Origin of the sequence: Mycolicibacterium aurum (assembly GCF_900637195.1) — a bacterium.
In the GTDB taxonomy this organism is placed as follows: domain Bacteria; phylum Actinomycetota; class Actinomycetes; order Mycobacteriales; family Mycobacteriaceae; genus Mycobacterium; species Mycobacterium aurum.
The window spans coordinates 1,729,716-1,748,605 of record NZ_LR134356.1 but is presented as its reverse complement, the minus strand read 5'-3'; the positions used below and the strand labels follow the sequence as shown (position 1 = coordinate 1,748,605).

Annotated in this window: 15 protein-coding genes; 8 read left to right on the top strand and 7 right to left on the bottom strand. The window is 66.6% G+C overall.

Annotated features, from left to right (window positions below; genetic code table 11):
• Window positions 1-11: 11 nt before the first annotated feature.
• A complete protein-coding gene (locus tag EL337_RS08305; RefSeq protein ID WP_197724207.1) occupies window positions 12-2,774 on the top strand; it encodes a helix-turn-helix transcriptional regulator in 2,763 nt (920 codons plus the stop codon).
• On the opposite strand, the gene EL337_RS08300 is transcribed toward EL337_RS08305, so the two are convergent.
• Together EL337_RS08300 and EL337_RS08295 are read right to left on the bottom strand one after the other, a co-directional pair.
• Entirely contained in the window at window positions 2,771-3,553 is a 783-nt protein-coding gene (locus EL337_RS08300) for a glucose 1-dehydrogenase (protein ID WP_048634307.1), read from the bottom strand. The two genes, EL337_RS08305 and EL337_RS08300, sit on opposite strands and share 4 nt — an antisense overlap.
• The gene (locus tag EL337_RS08295; RefSeq protein ID WP_083443214.1) at window positions 3,550-5,532 is read right to left on the bottom strand and encodes a flavin-containing monooxygenase; all 1,983 of its coding nucleotides are present in this window, start codon (window positions 5,530-5,532) and stop codon (window positions 3,550-3,552) included. The genes EL337_RS08300 and EL337_RS08295 overlap by 4 nt, the downstream gene beginning before the upstream one ends.
• Before the next feature lie 99 nt (window positions 5,533-5,631).
• Here EL337_RS08295 and EL337_RS08290 point away from each other — a divergent pair, with 99 nt between their 5' ends.
• Entirely contained in the window at window positions 5,632-6,432 is an 801-nt protein-coding gene (locus tag EL337_RS08290; RefSeq protein ID WP_048634309.1) for an SDR family NAD(P)-dependent oxidoreductase, read from the top strand.
• A gap of 3 nt (window positions 6,433-6,435) precedes the next feature.
• On the opposite strand, the gene EL337_RS08285 is transcribed toward EL337_RS08290, so the two are convergent.
• Window positions 6,436-6,789 carry a hypothetical protein gene (locus EL337_RS08285; protein WP_048634310.1) on the bottom strand — a complete coding sequence of 118 codons (354 nt, stop codon included), beginning with the start codon at window positions 6,787-6,789 and terminating at the stop codon, window positions 6,436-6,438.
• A 17-nt stretch (window positions 6,790-6,806) separates the two neighbouring features.
• Window positions 6,807-7,346: a cysteine hydrolase family protein gene (locus EL337_RS08280; RefSeq protein ID WP_048634311.1), complete on the bottom strand. Its 540-nt coding sequence runs from the start codon at window positions 7,344-7,346 to the stop codon at window positions 6,807-6,809.
• Between the two features lie 210 nt (window positions 7,347-7,556).
• On the opposite strand from EL337_RS08280, the gene EL337_RS08275 reads away from it, so the two are divergent.
• The 5 genes from EL337_RS08275 (at window position 7,557) to EL337_RS08255 (ending at window position 13,202) form a co-directional block, all read left to right on the top strand.
• The gene (locus EL337_RS08275; RefSeq protein WP_048634312.1) at window positions 7,557-8,666 is read left to right on the top strand and encodes a GGDEF domain-containing protein; all 1,110 of its coding nucleotides are present in this window, start codon (window positions 7,557-7,559) and stop codon (window positions 8,664-8,666) included.
• 62 nt (window positions 8,667-8,728) lie between these two features.
• Complete coding sequence (locus EL337_RS08270) at window positions 8,729-9,379, top strand: TetR/AcrR family transcriptional regulator (RefSeq protein ID WP_442412719.1); 651 nt, start codon at window positions 8,729-8,731, stop codon at window positions 9,377-9,379.
• A 114-nt stretch (window positions 9,380-9,493) separates the two neighbouring features.
• Window positions 9,494-10,195, top strand: a complete 702-nt coding sequence (locus tag EL337_RS08265; RefSeq protein WP_053086859.1) for a DUF3159 domain-containing protein — start codon at window positions 9,494-9,496, stop codon at window positions 10,193-10,195.
• A 42-nt stretch (window positions 10,196-10,237) separates the two neighbouring features.
• Window positions 10,238-12,175 (top strand): flavin-containing monooxygenase, encoded by a 1,938-nt coding sequence (locus tag EL337_RS08260; protein WP_048634314.1) that lies wholly within the window; start codon window positions 10,238-10,240, stop codon window positions 12,173-12,175.
• Window position 12,176: 1 nt separating this feature from the next.
• On the top strand, window positions 12,177-13,202 hold the full coding sequence (locus EL337_RS08255) for an alcohol dehydrogenase catalytic domain-containing protein (protein ID WP_048634315.1): 1,026 nt from the start codon (window positions 12,177-12,179) through the stop codon (window positions 13,200-13,202).
• Between the two features lie 43 nt (window positions 13,203-13,245).
• Here EL337_RS08255 and EL337_RS29005 read toward each other — a convergent pair whose 3' ends face one another.
• Entirely contained in the window at window positions 13,246-13,560 is a 315-nt protein-coding gene (locus EL337_RS29005; protein ID WP_048634346.1) for a DUF4345 domain-containing protein, read from the bottom strand.
• A gap of 87 nt (window positions 13,561-13,647) precedes the next feature.
• On the opposite strand from EL337_RS29005, the gene EL337_RS08245 reads away from it, so the two are divergent.
• Window positions 13,648-14,454 carry an AraC family transcriptional regulator gene (locus EL337_RS08245; RefSeq protein ID WP_048634316.1) on the top strand — a complete coding sequence of 269 codons (807 nt, stop codon included), beginning with the start codon at window positions 13,648-13,650 and terminating at the stop codon, window positions 14,452-14,454.
• Between the two features lie 37 nt (window positions 14,455-14,491).
• Here EL337_RS08245 and EL337_RS08240 read toward each other — a convergent pair whose 3' ends face one another.
• Together EL337_RS08240 and EL337_RS08235 are read right to left on the bottom strand one after the other, a co-directional pair.
• The gene (locus EL337_RS08240; protein ID WP_197724206.1) at window positions 14,492-15,829 is read right to left on the bottom strand and encodes a PE-PPE domain-containing protein; all 1,338 of its coding nucleotides are present in this window, start codon (window positions 15,827-15,829) and stop codon (window positions 14,492-14,494) included.
• Window positions 15,830-16,380: 551 nt separating this feature from the next.
• On the bottom strand, window positions 16,381-18,636 hold the full coding sequence (locus EL337_RS08235) for a SpoIIE family protein phosphatase (RefSeq protein ID WP_048634317.1): 2,256 nt from the start codon (window positions 18,634-18,636) through the stop codon (window positions 16,381-16,383).
• Between the last annotated feature and the right edge of the window lie 254 nt (window positions 18,637-18,890).

Below are 18,890 nucleotides of genomic sequence, written 5' to 3'. Positions count from 1 at the left end.
TGATGATCGACATGCCCAGTGCCACCACGCCAGCCAATGAGCCCCAGGTTGCTGGTTTTCTGGCTGCAGCCGCAGGGGCACCCACCGGGCTGATCATCGAAGGCGAGGCCGGGATCGGCAAGACCACTCTGTGGCTGTCCCAACTCGAGCAGGCCCGCGAGCGCAATTTCCGGGTGCTCACGGCGCGGGTCGGGCAGGCCGAGTCGGTGATGGCGTTCGCCGCACTGGCCGATCTGCTGGACGGCGTCGAGGACGCCGTCTTCGACCGGCTGCCCGGGCTGCAGCGGCTGGCGCTGGACCGCGTGCTGCTGCGCGCGGGAGGCGACGGCCCACCGACCGACCAGCGCGTGGTGGGGGCGGCATTCGTCGCGGTTCTCCATGCGCTGGCCGACGACGGGCCGGTGCTCATCGCAGTCGACGACGTGCAGTGGCTCGACGCGTCCAGTCGCGCCGCGATCGAGTTCGCGGTGCGCCGGCTCCGCGGGCCGTTCGGCGTTCTGGTGACCGAGCGCTGCGCCCCGGGAGAAGGGGCGACGGTGGGCTGGCTGACCCTGGACCGTCCCGACGGTGTCGACCGAATCTGGGTCCGCCCGATGAGCACCGCTGCCCTGCATTCGATGATCGCGGAGAGGTTGGGACGCAAGCTGACCCGTCCGTCCGTGCTCCGCATCGCCGAAACCTCGGGCGGCAACCCGTTTTTCGCACTCGAGCTGGCGCACGCCGTGGGCGACGGCCCCACCGGAGCCGAGTCCGCGCTGCCCGCGACGCTGGCCGACCTGGTGCGACGGCGCATCGGGTTGCTCGATGAGCAGACACGCACCCTGCTGCTGAGCGTGGCGTGCGTGGCAGATCCGACCGTGGACCTGCTGGCCCGCGCCCACGACAAGACGCCCGCGGAGGTGGCGGCGTGGCTGGACGATGCCGAGACCGCGGGTGTGGTCACGATCGAGGGGAACCGGGTCCGATTCACCCACCCGCTGCTGGCCAGTGGCGTCTACACCGACGCCGGACCGACAGCGCGGCGTGCGATGCACCGCAGAATGGGGGCGCTGGAGACGCAGCCCGAACTCAGGGCCCGCCACCTGGCACTGGCGTCGGCCAGTGGGGACGACGAGATCTTCACCGCGCTCGATCAGGCCGCGGATTCCGCCCGCGCCCGCGGGGCTCCCGCCGCCGCGGCCGAGTTGGTAGACCTGGCGATCGGGCTCGGCGGGGACGACCCGATGCGACGGATGAAGTCCGCGGAGAACCACTTCCTGGCCGGCGATACCGCCAGGGCCGCAGCGGCGCTCGGCCGGATCGACGCGATCGAGCCACCGATCCTGCGCGCGCTGGCCGCCAGCCTGCTGGCCACGGTACGCATGTATGAGAACGAACACTCCGAGGCGGTCGAACTCCTGCGCGCCGCCCTCGACGACGGCGCAGGCAATGTCCCGGTCCTGGTCCAGGTGCTGCTGCGATTGTCGTTCGCGCTGAACAACATCGGCGACCTCGACGATGCGCGCAGGCACGTCCGTGACGCCGTCAAACTGGCCGAGGAGCTCGGGGTGCCGGGCATCACCAGCGCCGCGCTGGCGTGGTCGGTGAACGTGGATTTCCAGTGCGGCCGTGGGCTGGACGCACGGTCGCTGGAGCGCGCGATGGATCTCTACGACAGCGCACTCGATCTGCCGATCATCTTCCGCGCCCCCTTCGTCCACGCCCTCGCGATGTCGTGGACGGGCCGGCTCGAGCAGGCACACCGGGAACTGACCGCGGTGCGTGCCGTCTGCGTCGAGCGGGGCGCGGAGAGCGACATGATGGCGATCGCGGGATTCCTTGCGATAAACCATCTTTGGCGAGGGCAGGTCTCCGAGGCGGTCGCCGAGGCCGCCGAGGCCGTGGAGCGGGCCGAACAACTCGGCGGCGCCGACGTCCTCATCATCCCGTTGACGGTGCGGGGAGCGCTGGCCGCCTATGCGGGGCGGGTCGAGGACGCGCGTGCCGATGCACACTGGGTTCTCGGCGCGATCAAGAATCGTCAGGCCTCCCACATCGCCGACTGGCCGGGAATGACACTGTGTTTCCTCGAAGAGTCGCTGGGCAACCATCGCGAGGCGCTTGAGGCGCTGGACATGTCCTTCCTCGACACCGGGCGGGTGCCGTCCACCGAGGTGATGTACGCGTGGCACCTGCCCGACGTGATCGAGGCGATGGTCGGTGTGGGCAGGCTCGGTGACGCCGAATTCCTCACCAGCGCATTGGAACAGAATGGCATTGAACACGACCGCCACTGGATGAAGGCGGTCGGCGCGCGATGCCGGGCGATGCTGCTTGCCGCCGACGGCGACATCAATGCCGCCGAGGAGACGGCACATCGCGCAATGGCCGAGCACGAGCTCCTGCCCATGCCGTTCGAACGTGCCAGGACCCAGCTGCTGCTGGGTCAGCTGCAGCGCCGCCTGCGGCAGAAGAACACGGCTGCAACCAATCTGACCGAAGCGCTGCAGACATTCGAGCGGCTGGGCTTTCCACTGTGGGCACGCCGGGCCAAGGCCGAACTGTCCCGCGCCGTCGTCGCCCCCTCTGACGGCCTGAGTCAGTTGACACCGTCCGAACAGCGAGTGGCCGAGATGGCGGCATCCGGAGCGACCAACAAGGACATCGCCGCGGCGATGTTCATCAGCGCCAAGACCGTCGAACACAACCTGACGAAGATCTACCGCAAGCTCGGCATCGGCTCCCGCGCCGAGCTGGGCAGGCGGATGGATCGGGCCGGCGGCACAACGGGCTAGGTGATCCAGTCCGGCTGCTGCTCGACGTCGACGGCGGAGAAGTCCTTGTGGGCCAGACCTGCGATGGTTCCGCCGTCGACGACGAACTCGGCGCCCGTCGAGTAGCTCGACTCGTCGCTGGCCAGATACACCACCAGGTTGCTGACCTCTTGCGGCTGCGCGATCCGGCCCAGCGCGGACTGGAAGATGTCCTCGGGCACCCAGTCGGCCATCGGCGTCTTCACCAGGCCGGGGTGGACCGAGTTCACCCGAATCCCGAACGGCCCCAACTCCAGAGCTGTCGACTTGGTGAGCCCACGGACCGCGAACTTGGTTGCGGTGTAGCCGTGGCAGGCGACGGTACCCGCGAAGCCCTCGATCGAGGAGATGTTGATGATGGAGCCGCGGCCGGCCGTTTTCATCGTCGGCGCCGCTGCGCGGATTCCCAGGAAGACGCCGTTGAGGTTGATGTCGAGGATCCGATGCCATTCCGACAGCTCGTAGTCCTCGATCGTGCCGATGTTGAGGATCCCCGCGTTGTTGACGAGGATGTCCAGACCACCGAACTCCGCCACCGCGGTGGCGACCGCCGCGTCCCAGTCCTCCGTGCGGGTGACGTCCAGATGCACGTACCGGGCGGCGTCACCCAGTTCTTTGGCCACAAGCTCGCCATCGGAATCGAGGATGTCCCCGCACACCACCTTGGCTCCGTGCGACACCATCATCCGGGCGTGCGACGCACCCATGCCCCGAGCCGCACCGCTGATGAGAGCGACCTTTCCTGCCAGTCGTCCGGTCATGAAACCTCCTGTTGTGAAGCACTTCTCAAGACATAGTCCTGCGGCTCGGGGTGATGCGTCCACCGCCAGTAGTCGACGATGCGCCATGCGAACAATGTGGGCAGCTCGCCCTTGGAGTTCTTGTAGTAGTTGTTGACCGCCGGGTGGGCGTAGACCATGGTGCTCAGCCGGGCCTGACTGCGCCGGTCGTAGTCGACGCACACCTCGGCCCGCGGCTCGGCCGCCGTCGCGCCGACCGCCAGCATCATGTCGAGGCATCCGAGGATGTAGCGCATCTGGCACTCGGAGTTGTAGATGATGCTCGCACCGTTGACGGCGTTGGTGCCCGGGCCGAACATGCAGTAGAAGTTGGGGAACCCGGGAACGGTGACGCCGAGATAGGCGTAGGCGGCGTCACCCCAGGCCTGGTTGAGGCCGACTCCATCGGTGCCGCGCACGTCGAGGGTGCCGAGCTGATGGTTGACGTCGAACCCGGTGGCCCACAGCAGTACATCGGCTGGGCGATGCACACCGCGCACATCGGTGACGCCGTCGCGGGTGATCTCGGCGATCGGGTCGGTGACCAGTTCCACGTCATCGCGTTGCAGCGTACGCAGCCACGTGCCGTCGTCCTGCAGGGTGCGTTTGCCCATCGGCGGATAGTTCGGCGTCACCTTGGCCAGCAGGTCTTCGTCGTCGGTGAACGCCCGCATCCATGCGACGAACATGTCCCGGATCGCCTGATTGCCTTCGCTGACCGACAATCCGCCCGTGTCCCAGCCGGGATCGATGGTGATCTGTTCATCGAGCGCGTCGGCAATCGGCCACCATGACACGACGCGCAGCCAGCGCCCGTAATACGGGAGGTGGCGGGTGGCCCAGCGGGCACCGGCGCCCACAGGCTCGTGGTAGTGCACGTTGGGCGCCATCCACTGCGGGGTGCGCTGGTAGACGTCGACGTGGGCGGCGGTGCCCGCGATGGCAGGCACCAGCTGAAAACCGCTGGCACCGGCACCGATCACGGCGACCCTTTTGCCGGTCAGGTCGATGGACTCGTCCCAGTCGGCGGTGTGACACGACGGCCCGCCGAAATCGGGGGCGCCCGCGATGTCGGGAATCACCGCGGAGCTGAACTGGCCTACGGCACAGATCAGCGCGCGGGCCGTGAGTGTGTCGTCGGTACCGTCGCCGGTGCGGATCTGCACGCGCCATGTCGAGGTCGCCTCATCCCACTGCGCGCCGGTGACCGCAGTGCCGAACCGGACGTGGTCACCGATGCCGTAGCTGTCCATCACGTCGCGCAGGTACCGCAGAATCTCGGGCTGGGTCGCGTAGTGGTGCTCCCAATGGTCGGTTGGCTCAAAGGAATACGTGTAGTACTGACTCGCGATGTCGACTCGGCATCCCGGATAGCGGTTTGCCAGCCAGGTGCCGCCCACGCCCGACTGCTTCTCGACGATCGTGAACGGCATACCCGCCTGTGTGAGCTTGATACCGGCGAGCAGTCCCGCCTCACCACAACCGATGATGACCACCGGGCAGGCAGCCCGCTGCTCGACGGTGGACCGCAGCACCGGGCCGCAGTGGTCGGCGTCGGTCACCCGCAGGTCGGCGGCGATGTAGTCGATGAACTCCTCGGTGACCTGACCGGCGGACAGCACACCGAGCATCTCGGTCAGCTGGGTACGGTCCGGCACGAACGGCGGCGGGCAGCCTCGGTCGCGGTAGTCCCGCGCCACGTCGAAGGCACGGTCCCGCACGACCTTCTTGTCGGGTTCGCTCATGGCGCCCTGCAGGTCCATCGCGATCAGCATGACGGGGCTGGGGAGCTCGTCGAGAATGCCGAGATCGCCGGTCATGTGCACCATCGACATCAGCAGGGCGGGCACGCTCGCCTCGTCGATCGCCGACCGCAGGACCTCGTCGTCATCGTCGAAGGGCAGTCCGATCAGGCGTGCCACCTCGGGTTCGCGCACATCCGCGTCGGTGAGGTGGGGCACGGACCGCACCATACACTTGCGATTCAGTGGATGGTCAAGATTTGACTACTTCGCCGTGATCGGCGCCTCGCCGTTGCGGGGGTCGGTCATACTGGGCCGATGTCCAGCAGCCTCAACGGCAAGGGTGTTCTCGTGACCGGCGCGGCGTCGGGCATCGGCGAAGCGACGGCGCGCCGACTCCTCGACGACGGTGCACACGTCGTGGGCTTCGATCTCACACCAGAAGCACCGCAGACACTTTCGGATGCAGCGGACTACCTCAGCGGTGATGTGAGCGACACCGAGGCGGTCGAGCGGGCAGTCGCATCAGTGGTCGAGAAAGCGGGCCGGCTGGACGGTGTGGTGCACTCCGCAGGTGTGGGGGGCGGTGGTCCCATCCACCTGCTTCCCGATGCGGAATGGGATCGCGTCGTCGACATCAACCTCAAGGCGACCTTCCTGGTGATGCGCGCCGCGTTGTCGCAAATGGTCAAGCAGGACCGCGTCGACGGCGAGCGTGGCGCCATCGTCACGTTGTCCAGCGTCGAAGGCCTGGAGGGAACGGCGGGCGGAAGTGCCTACAACGCCTCCAAGGGTGGTGTCGTGCTGCTGACCAAGAACGCTGCGATCGACTACGGGCCCAGCGGAATTCGCGCCAATGTGATCTGCCCGGGTTTCATCCAGACCCCGATGTTCGATTCCGTGATGGGGATTGCGGGGATGGAGGGTCCGCGGGAGGAACTGCGCCACGAGCACAAGCTGCGACGCTTCGGCCGCCCCGACGAGGTGGCCGCGGTGGCGGCCTTCCTGCTGTCGGCGGGTGCCAGTTTCGTCAGCGGTCAGGCCATCGCCGTCGACGGTGGCTATACCGCGGGACGCGACCACCACGTCACCGAGCTGATGGGCCTCGGGGAACAGTAGAGGTCACCACACCACGGCGATCGCGGCTGCCGCCAACGACAGCACGCCCACCGCGTAGAACAGCACGCGCGGCACCGCGTCCCCGCTGCGGCGCTGGCGGGCGTTGCCCATGCCGAGCAACCCGCCGAGGATGACCAGCAGAACCAGCTTCACGCCGATCTTCGGGTAGTTCAACTCGATTCCCGCGGGCCACGGTGCCGCGAGTGCGAGGCCGGTCAGCAGCGAGACCAGCAGGCCGTAGTCCATGACTCGGCTGGTGCGGAAACGTCCCGCCGCCGCTTCGGCCACCCACGCCCCGAAAGTGACGGCGAAGCCGACGATATGCAGCAGGACAACTACAGACCGTAGTACTTCCATGCGGTGAGGCTACACCGTCAGCGCAGGCAGTCGGCGGAGAAGGACAACTCGGCTTTCATGTTGCGTTCCATCATCTTCAACGCCGCCTCCCCGAGCTGGGAGTCGATGTGCGCGACGGCGTCCGGCGGGACCACCACGTCGTAGTGCCGCACATATCCGTCGAGCGCGGTGTACAGAACGCACTGCTCGGTCACCTGCCCGGTCAGGATGATGCGCCGGACACCCAGCCGGCTGAGCAGATAATCCAGCGGAGTCGCGTAGAACGCACTGTGTCGCACCTTGGTGAGGAAGCGGCTGTCCGGCTCCGGTGTCAGCGGCGCGACGAGGTCTGGGCGCGCTCCGTCGAGGGCGGCCTGCACGATGCCGGTGTGCGTCGCGGTGAAGTCACCGTAGTTGTCGTTGACGTAGACGAGTTCCACGTCGTCGCGGGCCGCCGCCTGTGCGATGAGGTCCGAGATCGGAGTCACGATCTCGGCGGCGTTGGCGGCGAGCTCTTCGGCGTCGGGATGGGTGTACGTGTTGAACATGTCGATCACGAGTAGTGCGGTGTCACTCATGGGCTTTCGCGTACCCCGTGTCCGGCCTTCTATGCACCGGAGGTGTGCACGGCAACGGCCGCGAAGCTGCCTCTGCCCACCGACGGCTACCGGACAAAGCCCGTCGAATTGCATGTTCCCTACAGCCAGCGAATTGTCGAGGGGGTAGACTGGCCACGTCGGCCCACGATCGTCGAAAACACGGCGATCGGTACTGCACGGAGGTACCGGATGAGCGCCCCCTACGTGTCGTCGATGCCCCCCGACCCCGTCGAGGCCACTCCGGACCCCCACTACGCGCGCGGCATGGTGCGTCTGCTGCACGCCGTCCAGGAACTCTCGCTGGCACGCAGCCTGCCTGAGATTCAGACCATCGTCCGCACCGCGGCTCGCGAGCTCACCGGCTGCGACGGCGCCACGTTCGTCCTGCGTGACAACGGCAAGTGCTTCTACGCCGACGAGGATGCGATTGCCCCGCTGTGGAAGGGCAGCCGCTTCCCCATGGAGATCTGCATCAGCGGATGGGCGATGCTCAATCGCGAAGCGGCCATCATCCCCGACATCTACCTCGATGATCGGGTTCCCCACGAGGCCTACCGCCCGACGTTCGTCAGGAGCCTGGTGATGGTTCCGATCCGCACACTTGATCCGGTCGGGGCGATCGGCAACTACTGGGGACACGAGCACGAGCCCACCCCTCGCGAGGTGGCACTGCTGCAGGCTCTCGCCGACTCGACTTCCATCGCGATGGAGAACGTCCAGATCTACGGCGAGCTCGAACAGCGGGTACACGACCGCACGGCCGCACTGGAGCAGGCCAACGAGGAAATCCGTCGACTCTCGCTCACCGACGATCTCACCGGACTGAACAACAGGCGCGGCTTCCACGTCCTGGCGAACGCCGCACTACTGGCCGCACGCACCCACGGCCACGACTGCGCGCTGGCGTTCCTCGACGTCGACGGCCTCAAACGGGTCAACGACGAGGAAGGCCACGACGCGGGCGATGTGCTGATCGCCGATGTCGCCGACGTGCTGCGTACGTCGATGAGCATGTCCGACATCGTCGCACGGCTCGGCGGTGACGAATTCGCGGTGCTGGTAACCGAATACGGCGGCGGGGCAGCAGCACTGAAAGCCCGGCTCGTCGATGCGTGCCGTCGATTCAACGAAACAAGTGGACGGCCCTACCTGCTGGCCACCAGTATCGGCGTGGTGGAGGTGCCGCGCACCGACATCAGCACCCTGGACGAACTGCTGACCCGCGCGGACGAGCTGATGTACGAGGACAAGAAGCGAAAGTCCGCCGATGCCGCCGTAACTGCGGACATCGCCGGCTGACCGTGCCACTTGCGCTCCATGTCACTTAGTGACACAGTGGGTCTGTCACTAAGTGTCAGGAGGTGGTCGGAATTGCGACCGGCGACGCGCGCGGCGTGAGCACGCAGAAGCAGGCACAGGCTCGGCTGGAAGTGTCCCGCCACGCCTGCGCACTGTTCTGGGAGCGTGGCGTGGCCGCCACCAGTGGAGACGACATCGCCGCTGCCGCAGGTCTTTCCACGCGGACCATCTGGCGGTACTTCCGCAGCAAGGAGAGTTGTGTCGAGCCGGTTCTTGCCCTGTCGGCCCAGCGCTTCATCACCCTGGCGCACCGGTGGCCGGCGGAGCTGTCTCTGGCCGATCACATGGCCGCCGACATCGCCGACCATCCCCTGACCGAAAAGGAGCTCGCCGATGAGGTCGGCGCGCTGCGCATCGCCACCATGTCCGCGTCTGAACCGGCGCTGCGGACCGCGTACCTGATGGTGCACGACGAAATGGAACGCGACTTCATCCCCGTCGTCGCGAAACGACTACACCTGCCCGAACAGGACCTCACCGTCCGGCTGTGCGCGGCCGCAGTCACCGGAGCATTTCGCGTCATCGATGAGGATGTCGGCCGCAGGGTCATCGTCGACAAAGAGAAAGTCACCCAGAAAGAGGCGCTGAATCTGATCGACCGCGCGGTACGCGACGCCACCAACGGACGATTCGGTGGTCCGGTAGCGCCCTGACGCGCGAAATCACTCCTCCAACAGATACATAACGACATCCGACTGCTCGCCGGGACAGTAGTACCCCGGCGGCCGGATGCGTCCTGCCCTGCCCACCCCGCCGAAAGGGACCGAATGTCATTGCCCGAACCGTTCTCGACCCCAGTGGAGGCCACGAAAGGCACGGAGACGCAACACAAACCGACATTGCTTCAGCAGATGGGGGGCGGCGCGGGACTGATCTTTGCCAGCCTGCCGAGCGTGGTTTTCGTGGTGGCCGACGCGGTGGCCGGGTTGAACACTGCCGTAGCCCTTGCGGTGGGATCCGGTGCGGGAATCGCTGCGCTGCGCCTGCTCCGCAGGGAGCCGGTGCAGCCGGCCGTCTCAGGACTGCTCGGCGTCGCCATCGCTGCGGCCATCGCGTACCAGACCGGCTCTGCACGAGACTATTTCCTGATCGGCATCTGGACCTCCCTGGTGCTCGCGCTGGTCTTCTTCGCATCGGTTCTGCTGCGCAGGCCCTTGGTCGGTGTCATCTGGGGTGCGATCAGCGGTACCGGGCAGGTCTGGCGCCTGCATCGGCGTTCCCGTGTCGGTTACGACATCGCGACCCTCGTACTGGTGGCCGTGTTCGCATCACGGTTCGTGACGCAGAACTGGCTGTATGAGGCAGGCTCCACAGGCTGGCTGGCCTTCGCCCGCATCGCGATGGGCTATCCGTTGACGGCGGCGGCACTCGTGGTCGTCGTCTGGGCGGTCCGCCGGTCCGCGCGAGAACTCACGGCCGCGCCTGCGACGTCGTCCGAGATCGTGGAGGGGATTGCGTCCCGACCCTGACAGATATACGTTACGCGTAGTAGCGTATTGAGAGGGGAACCAGTGACGCGCACGTTCCATGCCGGCCAGCGCTTCTCCACCCCGACGTCCGAGATCGCTGCGGCGTTGGAGCAGGTCAGCATCCCGACCCTGCTGCTGTCGATGGTGCACATCACCGGCGACCCGATGTTCATCCGCGATTTCGCCCAGGCCGGACTGTTCCTCAACGAAGTGCAGGGCTTCATGAGCGAAGAGGACAAGTCCCGCGCCCGCGCCGCGGCACTGTCCGCGATCGTCGATTACCGCGACCGAGGCTGCCCGACCCCTGCCCCGCTACCGCCCGAGCTGGTCATCGAGATGCTCAACTGGGCCGCGGCCGAACCCGTGGACGACGACAACCTTCCGCTGGTACTGGAGGAACTCGACCTCGAGGGCGCCGATCCGCGACGACCGGCAGCCGTGGAACCCAGGCTGGCCGAGACGTTCCGGGTGCTCGTCATCGGCTGCGGTGAGTCCGGCGTCCTCGCCGGACTCCGCCTCAAGCAGGCCGGCATTCCGTTCGAGATCATCGAGAAGAACGGCGGGCCGGGTGGAACATGGTGGGAGAACACCTATCCCGGGGCACGGGTAGACGTCGCCAACCACCTGTACTGCTACAGCTTCGAGCCGAGCAACCACTGGCAACATTTCTTCGCCGAACAACCCGAACTCGCCGCATACTTCGACGACGTGATGAGCCGACATGGCCTGCACGACCACGTCAGGTGGAAGACCGAGGTCGTCTCCGCCTCCTGGGACGACGGCACTGCGACATGGACGGTCACCGTTCGCGACAGCGGTGGAATGAGGACCCTCACCGCGCACGCGGTCATCACTGCCGTCGGCCAGCTGAACCGACCCAACCTGCCCGACTTTCCGGGCCAGGATTCGTTCTCCGGCCCGTCCTTCCACTCGGCGGCGTGGGACCACTCCGTCGACATCACCGGCAAGCGCGTCGCGTTGATCGGAGCCGGTGCCAGCGGGTTCCAGATCGCGCCGGCGATCGCCGAGACTGTGCACCGCCTTGAAGTGTTCCAGCGAACCGCCCAGTGGATGTTCCCCAATCCCATGTACCACGAAGGCGTGCCCGACGGTGTGCGCTGGGCGATGGAGCATCTGCCGTACTACGCGCGCTGGTATCGCTTCCTGCTGATGTGGCCGGGCGCGGACAAGGGGCTCGACGCCGCGCGGGTAGATCCCGCTTACACCGACCAGGACAACGCGGTCAGTGACATCAACGCCATCGCCCGGCTCATGTTCACCGACTGGATCACCACGCAGATCGGCGACGACGACGAGCTGCTGGCGAAGGTGCTGCCCGACTACCCGGCGACCGGTAAACGCACACTCCAGGACAACGGCAGCTGGCTGGCCACGCTGAAGCGTTCGAACGTCGATCTCGTCCGTACACCGATCGACCGGATCACCCCCGACGGCATCGTCACAGCCGACGGCGAGGTCCACGACACCGACATCATCGTCTACGCCACCGGATTCCGCGCCACCGACCTGCTGGTACCGATGACCGTCAGCGGTCGCGACGGCGCCGACCTCCACACCGAATGGGGTCAGCGCCCGTACGCCTATCTGGGCATCACGGTGCCGAAGTTCCCGAACTTCTTCATGATCTACGGTCCGGGAACCCATCTCGCGCACGGCGGAAGCCTGATCATGCATTCGGAGCTCGAGATGCAGTACATCAACGCCTGCCTCGAGCATCTGATCCGCACCGGCGCCCGCGCGATGGAGCCGCTGACGGCTCCCACCGAGGAGTGGCACCGCCGCACCCAGGAGAAGATCACGCAGACGGTGTGGGCGCACCCGGCCGTCAAGCACTCGTACTTCAAGAACGCCGACGGCGAGATCCATACCGTCAGCCCGTGGCGCCTCTGCGAATACCGTTCTGTGCTGCAGGATCCCGACTGGTCGAACTACCGCTTCGACACCGACGAGGTGAGCTGACATGCGTGCGGTGGTCGTCGACCGGGATCGGCAGGTGCGTGTCGACAATCGGCCCGATCCCCAGCTGCCCGGGCCCGACGGCGCAATCATCGAGGTCGAGGCGACGGCGATCTGCGGTTCGGATCTACATTTCCTCGAAGGCCACTACCCGATCGACGAGCCGGTCGCGGTCGGCCACGAGGCTGTCGGCGTGGTGGTCGAAACCGGCTCGGACGTGGCTGATTTCACGCTCGGAGACCGGGTCTTGGTGTCGTCGGTCGCGGGTTGCGGCCGCTGCGCCGGTTGCCGGACACACGACCCGGTCAAGTGTGTCCGCGGTCCGCAGATTTTCGGCTCGGGTCTGCTCGGCGGCGCACAGGCAGATCTTCTTGCCGTGCCGGCCGCCGATTTCCAGCTGCTGGCGATCCCGGACGGGATCGACACCGAGCAGGCGCTGCTGCTCACCGACAACCTCGCCACCGGATGGGCCGCGGCCAAACGGGCCGACATCCCGGTCGGCGGTACCGTCGCGGTGATCGGCGCGGGCGCGGTCGGTCAGTGCGCCATGCGCAGTGCCTATGTACTCGGCGCCGCAACGGTGTTCATCGTCGACCCCGTCGCGGCGCGGCGCGATCGTGCCGCCGAGGCCGGCGCTCGGCCCGTGGCGGCCCCCGCCGCCCAGGCGATCCTGGAAGCAACAGGTGGTCTGGGCGCCGATGCCGTGATCGACGCGGTGGGCACAGATACCTCGCTCGACGACGCTCTGGCGTGCGTCCGGACCGGCGGCACCGTCTCCGTCGTCGGTGTGCACGATCTGGCGCCCTATCCCCTGCCCGCGCTCGTCTGCCTGCTGCGCAGCCTGACCATCAGGATGACGACCGCCCCCGTCCAGCAGACCTGGCCCGAGCTGATCCCGCTGCTGCAGCAGGGCCGTCTCAGCGTCGACGGGATCTTCACGGGCACCATGCGCCTGGATGACGCGACCCAGGCGTACGCCGCAGCGTTCTCGCGATCAGCCGAACACCTCAAGGTGGCCCTGACCCCCTGACGCCGATCGCCGCTGCCCGCCGGTGCAGGCGTCGACACCGTGGTCAGACGACCGCGAACAGTGCCGCCGCGCCGACGGCCTCCACACCGAAGTAGAACCAGTTGGGATAGAAGCGACTTCGGCCGTCAAGTGCCGAGATCAGCCGTCCGACGGCCATGCCGGCGAGCGCGGCGGCCACCGCGGTCAGGACACCGGGGCGCAATTGCGGGTCGGCAACGGCGACGGCGAGAATCGCACCGGTCGCCACACCGAAGCCACCATAGACCGCCCTGACCTCGGAGCGGGCCGTGGCCGAATCCAGCGCGATGGCGAACGGAGCCATCAACCGGGCCGGCGTTGCGAGAGCGTAGATCCCCATCCCGGTGAAGAACACCGCGGTGACGATGGTGACGACTGTGCCTGCGGCTGACACGCTAACCTCCCTGTCATCGGTGAGGAGTTCACGATGACAGCAGCGGGCGCCCCGGCGCTTCCACAAACCTGCTATCCGGCCGTCTGGCTGTGGCCCGGACAGGCCCTCTACGCCGGGCCCAGTCTGCGCCTCGAACCGCATTCCGGTGCAGCGTGGTGCCTGGTGGTCGGTGCCGACCTTGAGGTCACGGTCACCGCCGGCAGGCAGCGGATCGTCGCGCGCAGTGTGTTGATCCCGCCCCGCACCGTCCACCATCTCGATACCGCGGGCGGGCGACTGGTGTCATGCTATCTCGATCCGTCATCGGATCGCGCGAGTGGCTGTCAGCGGAGATTCCGTTGCTCCGCTGGAGAATTCGCCACCGACCATGTGGATGCGGATGCGCTGACGAGGGTGCCGACGGACGACGACGCGGCGCAGCGATGGCTGGATCTGGCCGCACCGGCGTCGCCCCGGCGGTTGGATCCCCGCATCGGCGATGTGCTCGCACGGATCGGCTCCGACGCTGTCGACGCTCCGTCGGCACGCAGCCTCGCCACCGAACTCGGTGTGTCCGAATCTCGCTTCCTGCACCTGTTCCGAGGCGAGGCCGGCACCAGCCTGCGGCAATACCGGCTGTGGATGCGGCTCATCCGCGCCGGCGTGGCGCTCAGTGCGGGAAAGAACCTGACCGAAGCAGCCGTCGAGGCCGGTTTCGCCAGTCCCTCCCACTTGGCCGACCGGTTCAAGGCCACCTTCGGCCTGACCGCGTCCCAGTTGCTGGGAAGCGGGACGGTCGTGCGGGTGCCCGGCGGCGAATCGTCAGGCGTCGGGCCCAGCCACCACGAAGCCCCGGCGTAATCGCGCCGGGGCCTCGGGCCTGCGGAGACCGGGGAGGTTACTCCGTCGAGCCTGACGAGTCAGAGGACCCGGACTCGTTGGTCGACGAGTTGGTCGACTCGTCGGAACCTGTTGATACCGAGCCGGTGTCGGCAGTGTCGGCGGCCTTCGGCGCTTCGTCGACGTCCGTCCCGGATTCGTCTGTACTCGTCGTCTCTGCGTCGGCAGCGGCATCGGTGATGCCCCCGTCGATGTCCTCGTCGATGTCGTCGGCACTGTCGTCGTCGATGTCGACTGCCTTGGCCGTGTCGTCCGCGGCGGCGTCAGTGACTTGTTCGACCCGGGCCGGGGTGGCAGCGGCCACCGCGGAAGCGGGCGCCTTCTGAATCTTCACCGGATTGGCGGTGACTGCCTGGGTGGCCACGGGAGCGCTGACGGCAGCGACCGTGGTCTCGGCGACTGCAGACACCACGACAGGAGCGACGGCTGCGGGGGCCGCCGCGACGAGGGTGCGTAGCGCACCCACCGGAACGTCGTTGCGGCTGTAGCCCTTGTCGATCTTGGCCTTGAGCTCGGCTTCCCGCGCTGCAAGCGAGGGGAACATCCGAACCAGCGGCAGCTTCTCGGTGGGCACCAGGTAGTGCGTGGTCGTGCCGCCCTTGCTGTTCACGTCGACGTCGATGTTCTGCGCCGGGACCTTCGACAGGTCGGCATACATCACCGGCACGTGGACGAAGATTCCTCCGGCAATGGCGTTGGTGACGGCCAGGACGTTCCACCAGCGATCCGGGAAGTCGGCCATGCCGTCGTATTCACCGGTGACGACGACGACGTCGTACTTGGTTTCCGGCGCGGGCCGGTAGGTGTAGTCGAAGTTCTTGTTGTACTTGGCATTGTCGTCGATGATGCTCTGGCGGCTGGAGTCCGCGACGACGATGAAGGTGATCTGGTCCTTGCCGGGGGCGTTGGCGTCGGCAGCCAGCTGCCGCAGTACCTCGTTGACGACGAGCGATCCGGCAGACAGGCCGACGACGGTCACCTTCTCGCCTTTGACGTAATTGCCGTTGGCATCCTTGCCGAGCCGACCGAGCGCTGCGCTGATCTGGGCGTTGAGGTTGGTCTGGCCCTGCTTGATGGACGCACCGAGGGTCAGATCGTTCTTGCCCGTCATCGGTCCCGCCTGGGCCGGCCAATTGACACTCACCCGCTGTTGATTCTTCAGCGCGCCCCCGAGCAGCGGCGACATCAACGTGTCCGACAGCGACGGCGTCGAGATGCCGCCGATGACCAGCGCTGAACTGGCGGCCCAACTCGGCGCTGCGATGGACAGCGCCAGAGACGCTGAAGCAAAGACGGTGCAGCAGGCGATGCCCGCTTTGCGCACGTTGATACGCATAGGTTCTCCCCGGATTTCACAGAATGGATGTGCGCCGATCGTTCGGCGCCAGGGAAGCATATGAGTCGTTAAACATTCTTCACCAGCAAATTTTGCACAGTTCTAATGAATGCGAAAACAGCGAAGGCGGTTACATTCGCTGACAAACCACTCCGTTCGCACACGGTCCCTGCGATATCGACGATCGTGCACTCGATGCCACTTCCGACGTAGGCGCGTTCATGGCTTTGAAATGAGCATTGTTGGTTGTCGGACCACGTTGTACACCCGTGACACTGCCGTGCGGAGAATGTAGTTCGTCCGTACCACATTATCGCTCGAGGCTGTAGCGCTAATAAAAATTACGGGCTCGTGATGTGCCTCTCAGCGCATCCGTTTGCCAAGATCGACACCCGGCGCGGCAACCTTGATCATGGACACATGCACCGCTGCCGAGTCGCCTTGACGCCCGACGCGGATTTGACACATGCGTCAGCGAGCCTGCATCTGGCAGCAAACTCCCCCACGACACGTTCTCCGGTCCCCGCGTCGATCCACGCGGTGGTCCAGGCTCAGAGGCGACGAAGCGTGACGATGGTGACGTCGTCATCGGTGTGCCCTGACGCCATCGCCGTCCAGATCGACGATGCCGGGACGTCGCCCGCTCCGCCGAGTGTCTTGGCCAGCCGTTCCAGTCCGTCGTCGATCGACTCCCCGCGACGCTCCACGAGACCGTCGGAGTAGAGGACCAGACCGTAGCCGGGGTCGACGGTGAACGCACTCGGCGCATACGACGCGCCTTTGACCCCGATGGGCGCGGAGAGCTGGATGGGCGCCGGGACCGCGACCGGCACCGAGTTCGTCACGTACGGCATCAGGTGGCCGGCGCACGCGGCCTCAACAAGACCCGAGTCGAGGTCGACCCTGACGACGACAGCCGTCGCGAACGCCGTCGGCAACAGGTGCACGCAGAAGTCGTTGAGCTGTGTCAGCGCCTCGGCCGGTGTTGCTCCTGCAAACAGTTGCGCGCGCAACGCATTTCGTAGTTGCGCCATGGTTCCTGCCACTGTGACGCCGTGGCCGGCTACATCGCCGAGCAACACGACCAGCCGGCCGTCGCGAAGCTCGAACGCGTCATACCAGTCGCCGCCCACCCGATCACCTGCGGCCGGCTTGTAGTGCGCGGACAGCTGCCAGTCGCGCAGGGTGGGAATGGACTGTGGCAGCAGGCTGCGCTGCAGCAGGTCGGCCACCCGCAGCGCGCCCCGCGTGCGGCGGTACAGCGATTCCACCAGGTGGCGCCGCAGACCCTCGGCGGACTCGATCTCGCTCGGCGTCCACGGGTCGCTGCGTTGTCGGACAGTCTCACGCCAACGCTCGAAGGATTTGCGTGGGCTGAGCCGAACGTCGTCACCTTCGCTGACGGCGATCGCCTTGTTGTGGGGATCGCCGCCCCAGTCCACCGAGCGCAGAACTTCCCGGCGGAACCACGCCACGTGCTGCCCATCGGGCAGGTTCAGCACGAGCGCTCCGGAGGCGACTTCGGTGTCGATGTCGAGCGCAGGAAGTTCCTGTGACAGCTTCTCGGTGCGAGCGATGTCGTCGTTCCCGTTGCGCGCCCATGCCGCCACGGCGGATACCACCTCGGGAGGCGGAACCGCGCCACGGCTGGCTCGGTGGCCCTCGATGTCGACGACGACACCGTCGGCGGGCACGAGGTCGAGCAGGTCAGGCTTGCCGAGCAGCCCCGAGACAAGTGTGTCGCCGTCGTCCATCGTGGCGGCTGTGAGGCTGCTCAGGACCGCTTGCGCGGACAGCCTGCGATGGAGTTCGTCGTCCTCGAACTGATCGACGAGCCGCAACGACAGCGTCGATCCGAGAAATTCGGCAGCCACCCGCGTGCCGAACGGCGGGAGGTGCGGTCCCGAGTAGTGATGACACGCGATCAGCCCCCACAGCCGGCCGTGACGCAGTAACGAGATCGACATCGAAGCGCGCACGCCCATGTTCTGCAGATACTCGACGTGGATCGGCGAGACGCTGCGCAGAGTGGCGTAGGTCAGGTCCAGGGGCGCGCCGACCTCCGGGTCGATGGCCGGCACCAGCGGGGCCGGCGTGTAGTTGACGTCGGAGATCAGCCGGATCCAGTTCTTTTCATACAACGCCCGCGCCTGGGCCGGGATGTCGGTGGCCGGGTAGTGCAGCCCGAGGAAGGAATTGAGGTCGTCGCGCTTGGTCTCGGCGACAACCTCACCGTTGTAGTCCTCGTCGTAGCGATACACCATCACCCGGTCAAAGCCGGTCAGGTCTCGGACCGCGCGAGCAATGGTGTCGTATAACTCGGTCAGGCTGTCGGCCCGGTTCAGGTCCTCGACCGAGCTTCGTACCGCCTGGTATGTGTTCGGGAAGGAGTACGGGCGCTCGCCATACGCGACTTCCAGCTCGACCAGGAGGACACCCCCGGGCTCCCGCCGCAGGATCGCATCGAAGGGGCGCCGCTGTCCGTTCACGTCGACGTCGCACTCGATCGGGTTGCGCTGACGCAGGTCGCCGAACGTCGAGGCCGCCTTCTGGACTTTCGCAGCCTGGTCGGGGCCGATCAGCTCAGATAGCTGCCGACCCAACACAGCATCGACGGATCGGCCGAGCATCTGGCCGACATTGGCACTGACCTGGCGCACCGTAAAATCAGGCTCGCGCACCACGGCGAGCACTCCGCGCGGCTGAATGCTGCCGGGAATGTGGATCGGCTCGCGGGCGCAATTGTCGAGATCGATGGGTGTGCCGATCGGAACGAGATCGTCGGGCTGATCCTGCGGCACGCTCACATTCTCACCGCCGGTCGCGCCGCCGATTCCATCGATTCGGTAATGCCCAACAGCCAAGCCTTCCGGTTGTCCGTAGTCCACTGTGCCCGACGGTGCCCATCGCCCGCATATTTTTCAGCGGTCCACCGTGCAGGTGGCCAGCCCTGCCGGACGACCATCGGTCAGAGGGGGACGGTCCTCTCCCTCGTGAGTACGGCTCATATCAAACCAGGGCCACGACAGGCATCGGTAGCGGACTCCAGATCCCGGGGCGT

Coding starts and splice junctions, on each gene's coding strand:
- EL337_RS08305 (WP_197724207.1), top strand. CDS start 12: ATGCCCAGTGCCACCACGCCAGCCAATGAGCCCCAGGTTGCTGGTTTT.
- EL337_RS08300 (WP_048634307.1), bottom strand. CDS start 3,553: ATGACCGGACGACTGGCAGGAAAGGTCGCTCTCATCAGCGGTGCGGCT.
- EL337_RS08290 (WP_048634309.1), top strand. CDS start 5,632: ATGTCCAGCAGCCTCAACGGCAAGGGTGTTCTCGTGACCGGCGCGGCG.
- EL337_RS08285 (WP_048634310.1), bottom strand. CDS start 6,789: ATGGAAGTACTACGGTCTGTAGTTGTCCTGCTGCATATCGTCGGCTTC.
- EL337_RS08280 (WP_048634311.1), bottom strand. CDS start 7,346: ATGAGTGACACCGCACTACTCGTGATCGACATGTTCAACACGTACACC.
- EL337_RS08275 (WP_048634312.1), top strand. CDS start 7,557: ATGAGCGCCCCCTACGTGTCGTCGATGCCCCCCGACCCCGTCGAGGCC.
- EL337_RS08265 (WP_053086859.1), top strand. CDS start 9,494: ATGTCATTGCCCGAACCGTTCTCGACCCCAGTGGAGGCCACGAAAGGC.
- EL337_RS08255 (WP_048634315.1), top strand. CDS start 12,177: ATGCGTGCGGTGGTCGTCGACCGGGATCGGCAGGTGCGTGTCGACAAT.
- EL337_RS29005 (WP_048634346.1), bottom strand. CDS start 13,560: ATGGGGATCTACGCTCTCGCAACGCCGGCCCGGTTGATGGCTCCGTTC.
- EL337_RS08245 (WP_048634316.1), top strand. CDS start 13,648: ATGACAGCAGCGGGCGCCCCGGCGCTTCCACAAACCTGCTATCCGGCC.
- EL337_RS08240 (WP_197724206.1), bottom strand. CDS start 15,829: ATGCGTATCAACGTGCGCAAAGCGGGCATCGCCTGCTGCACCGTCTTT.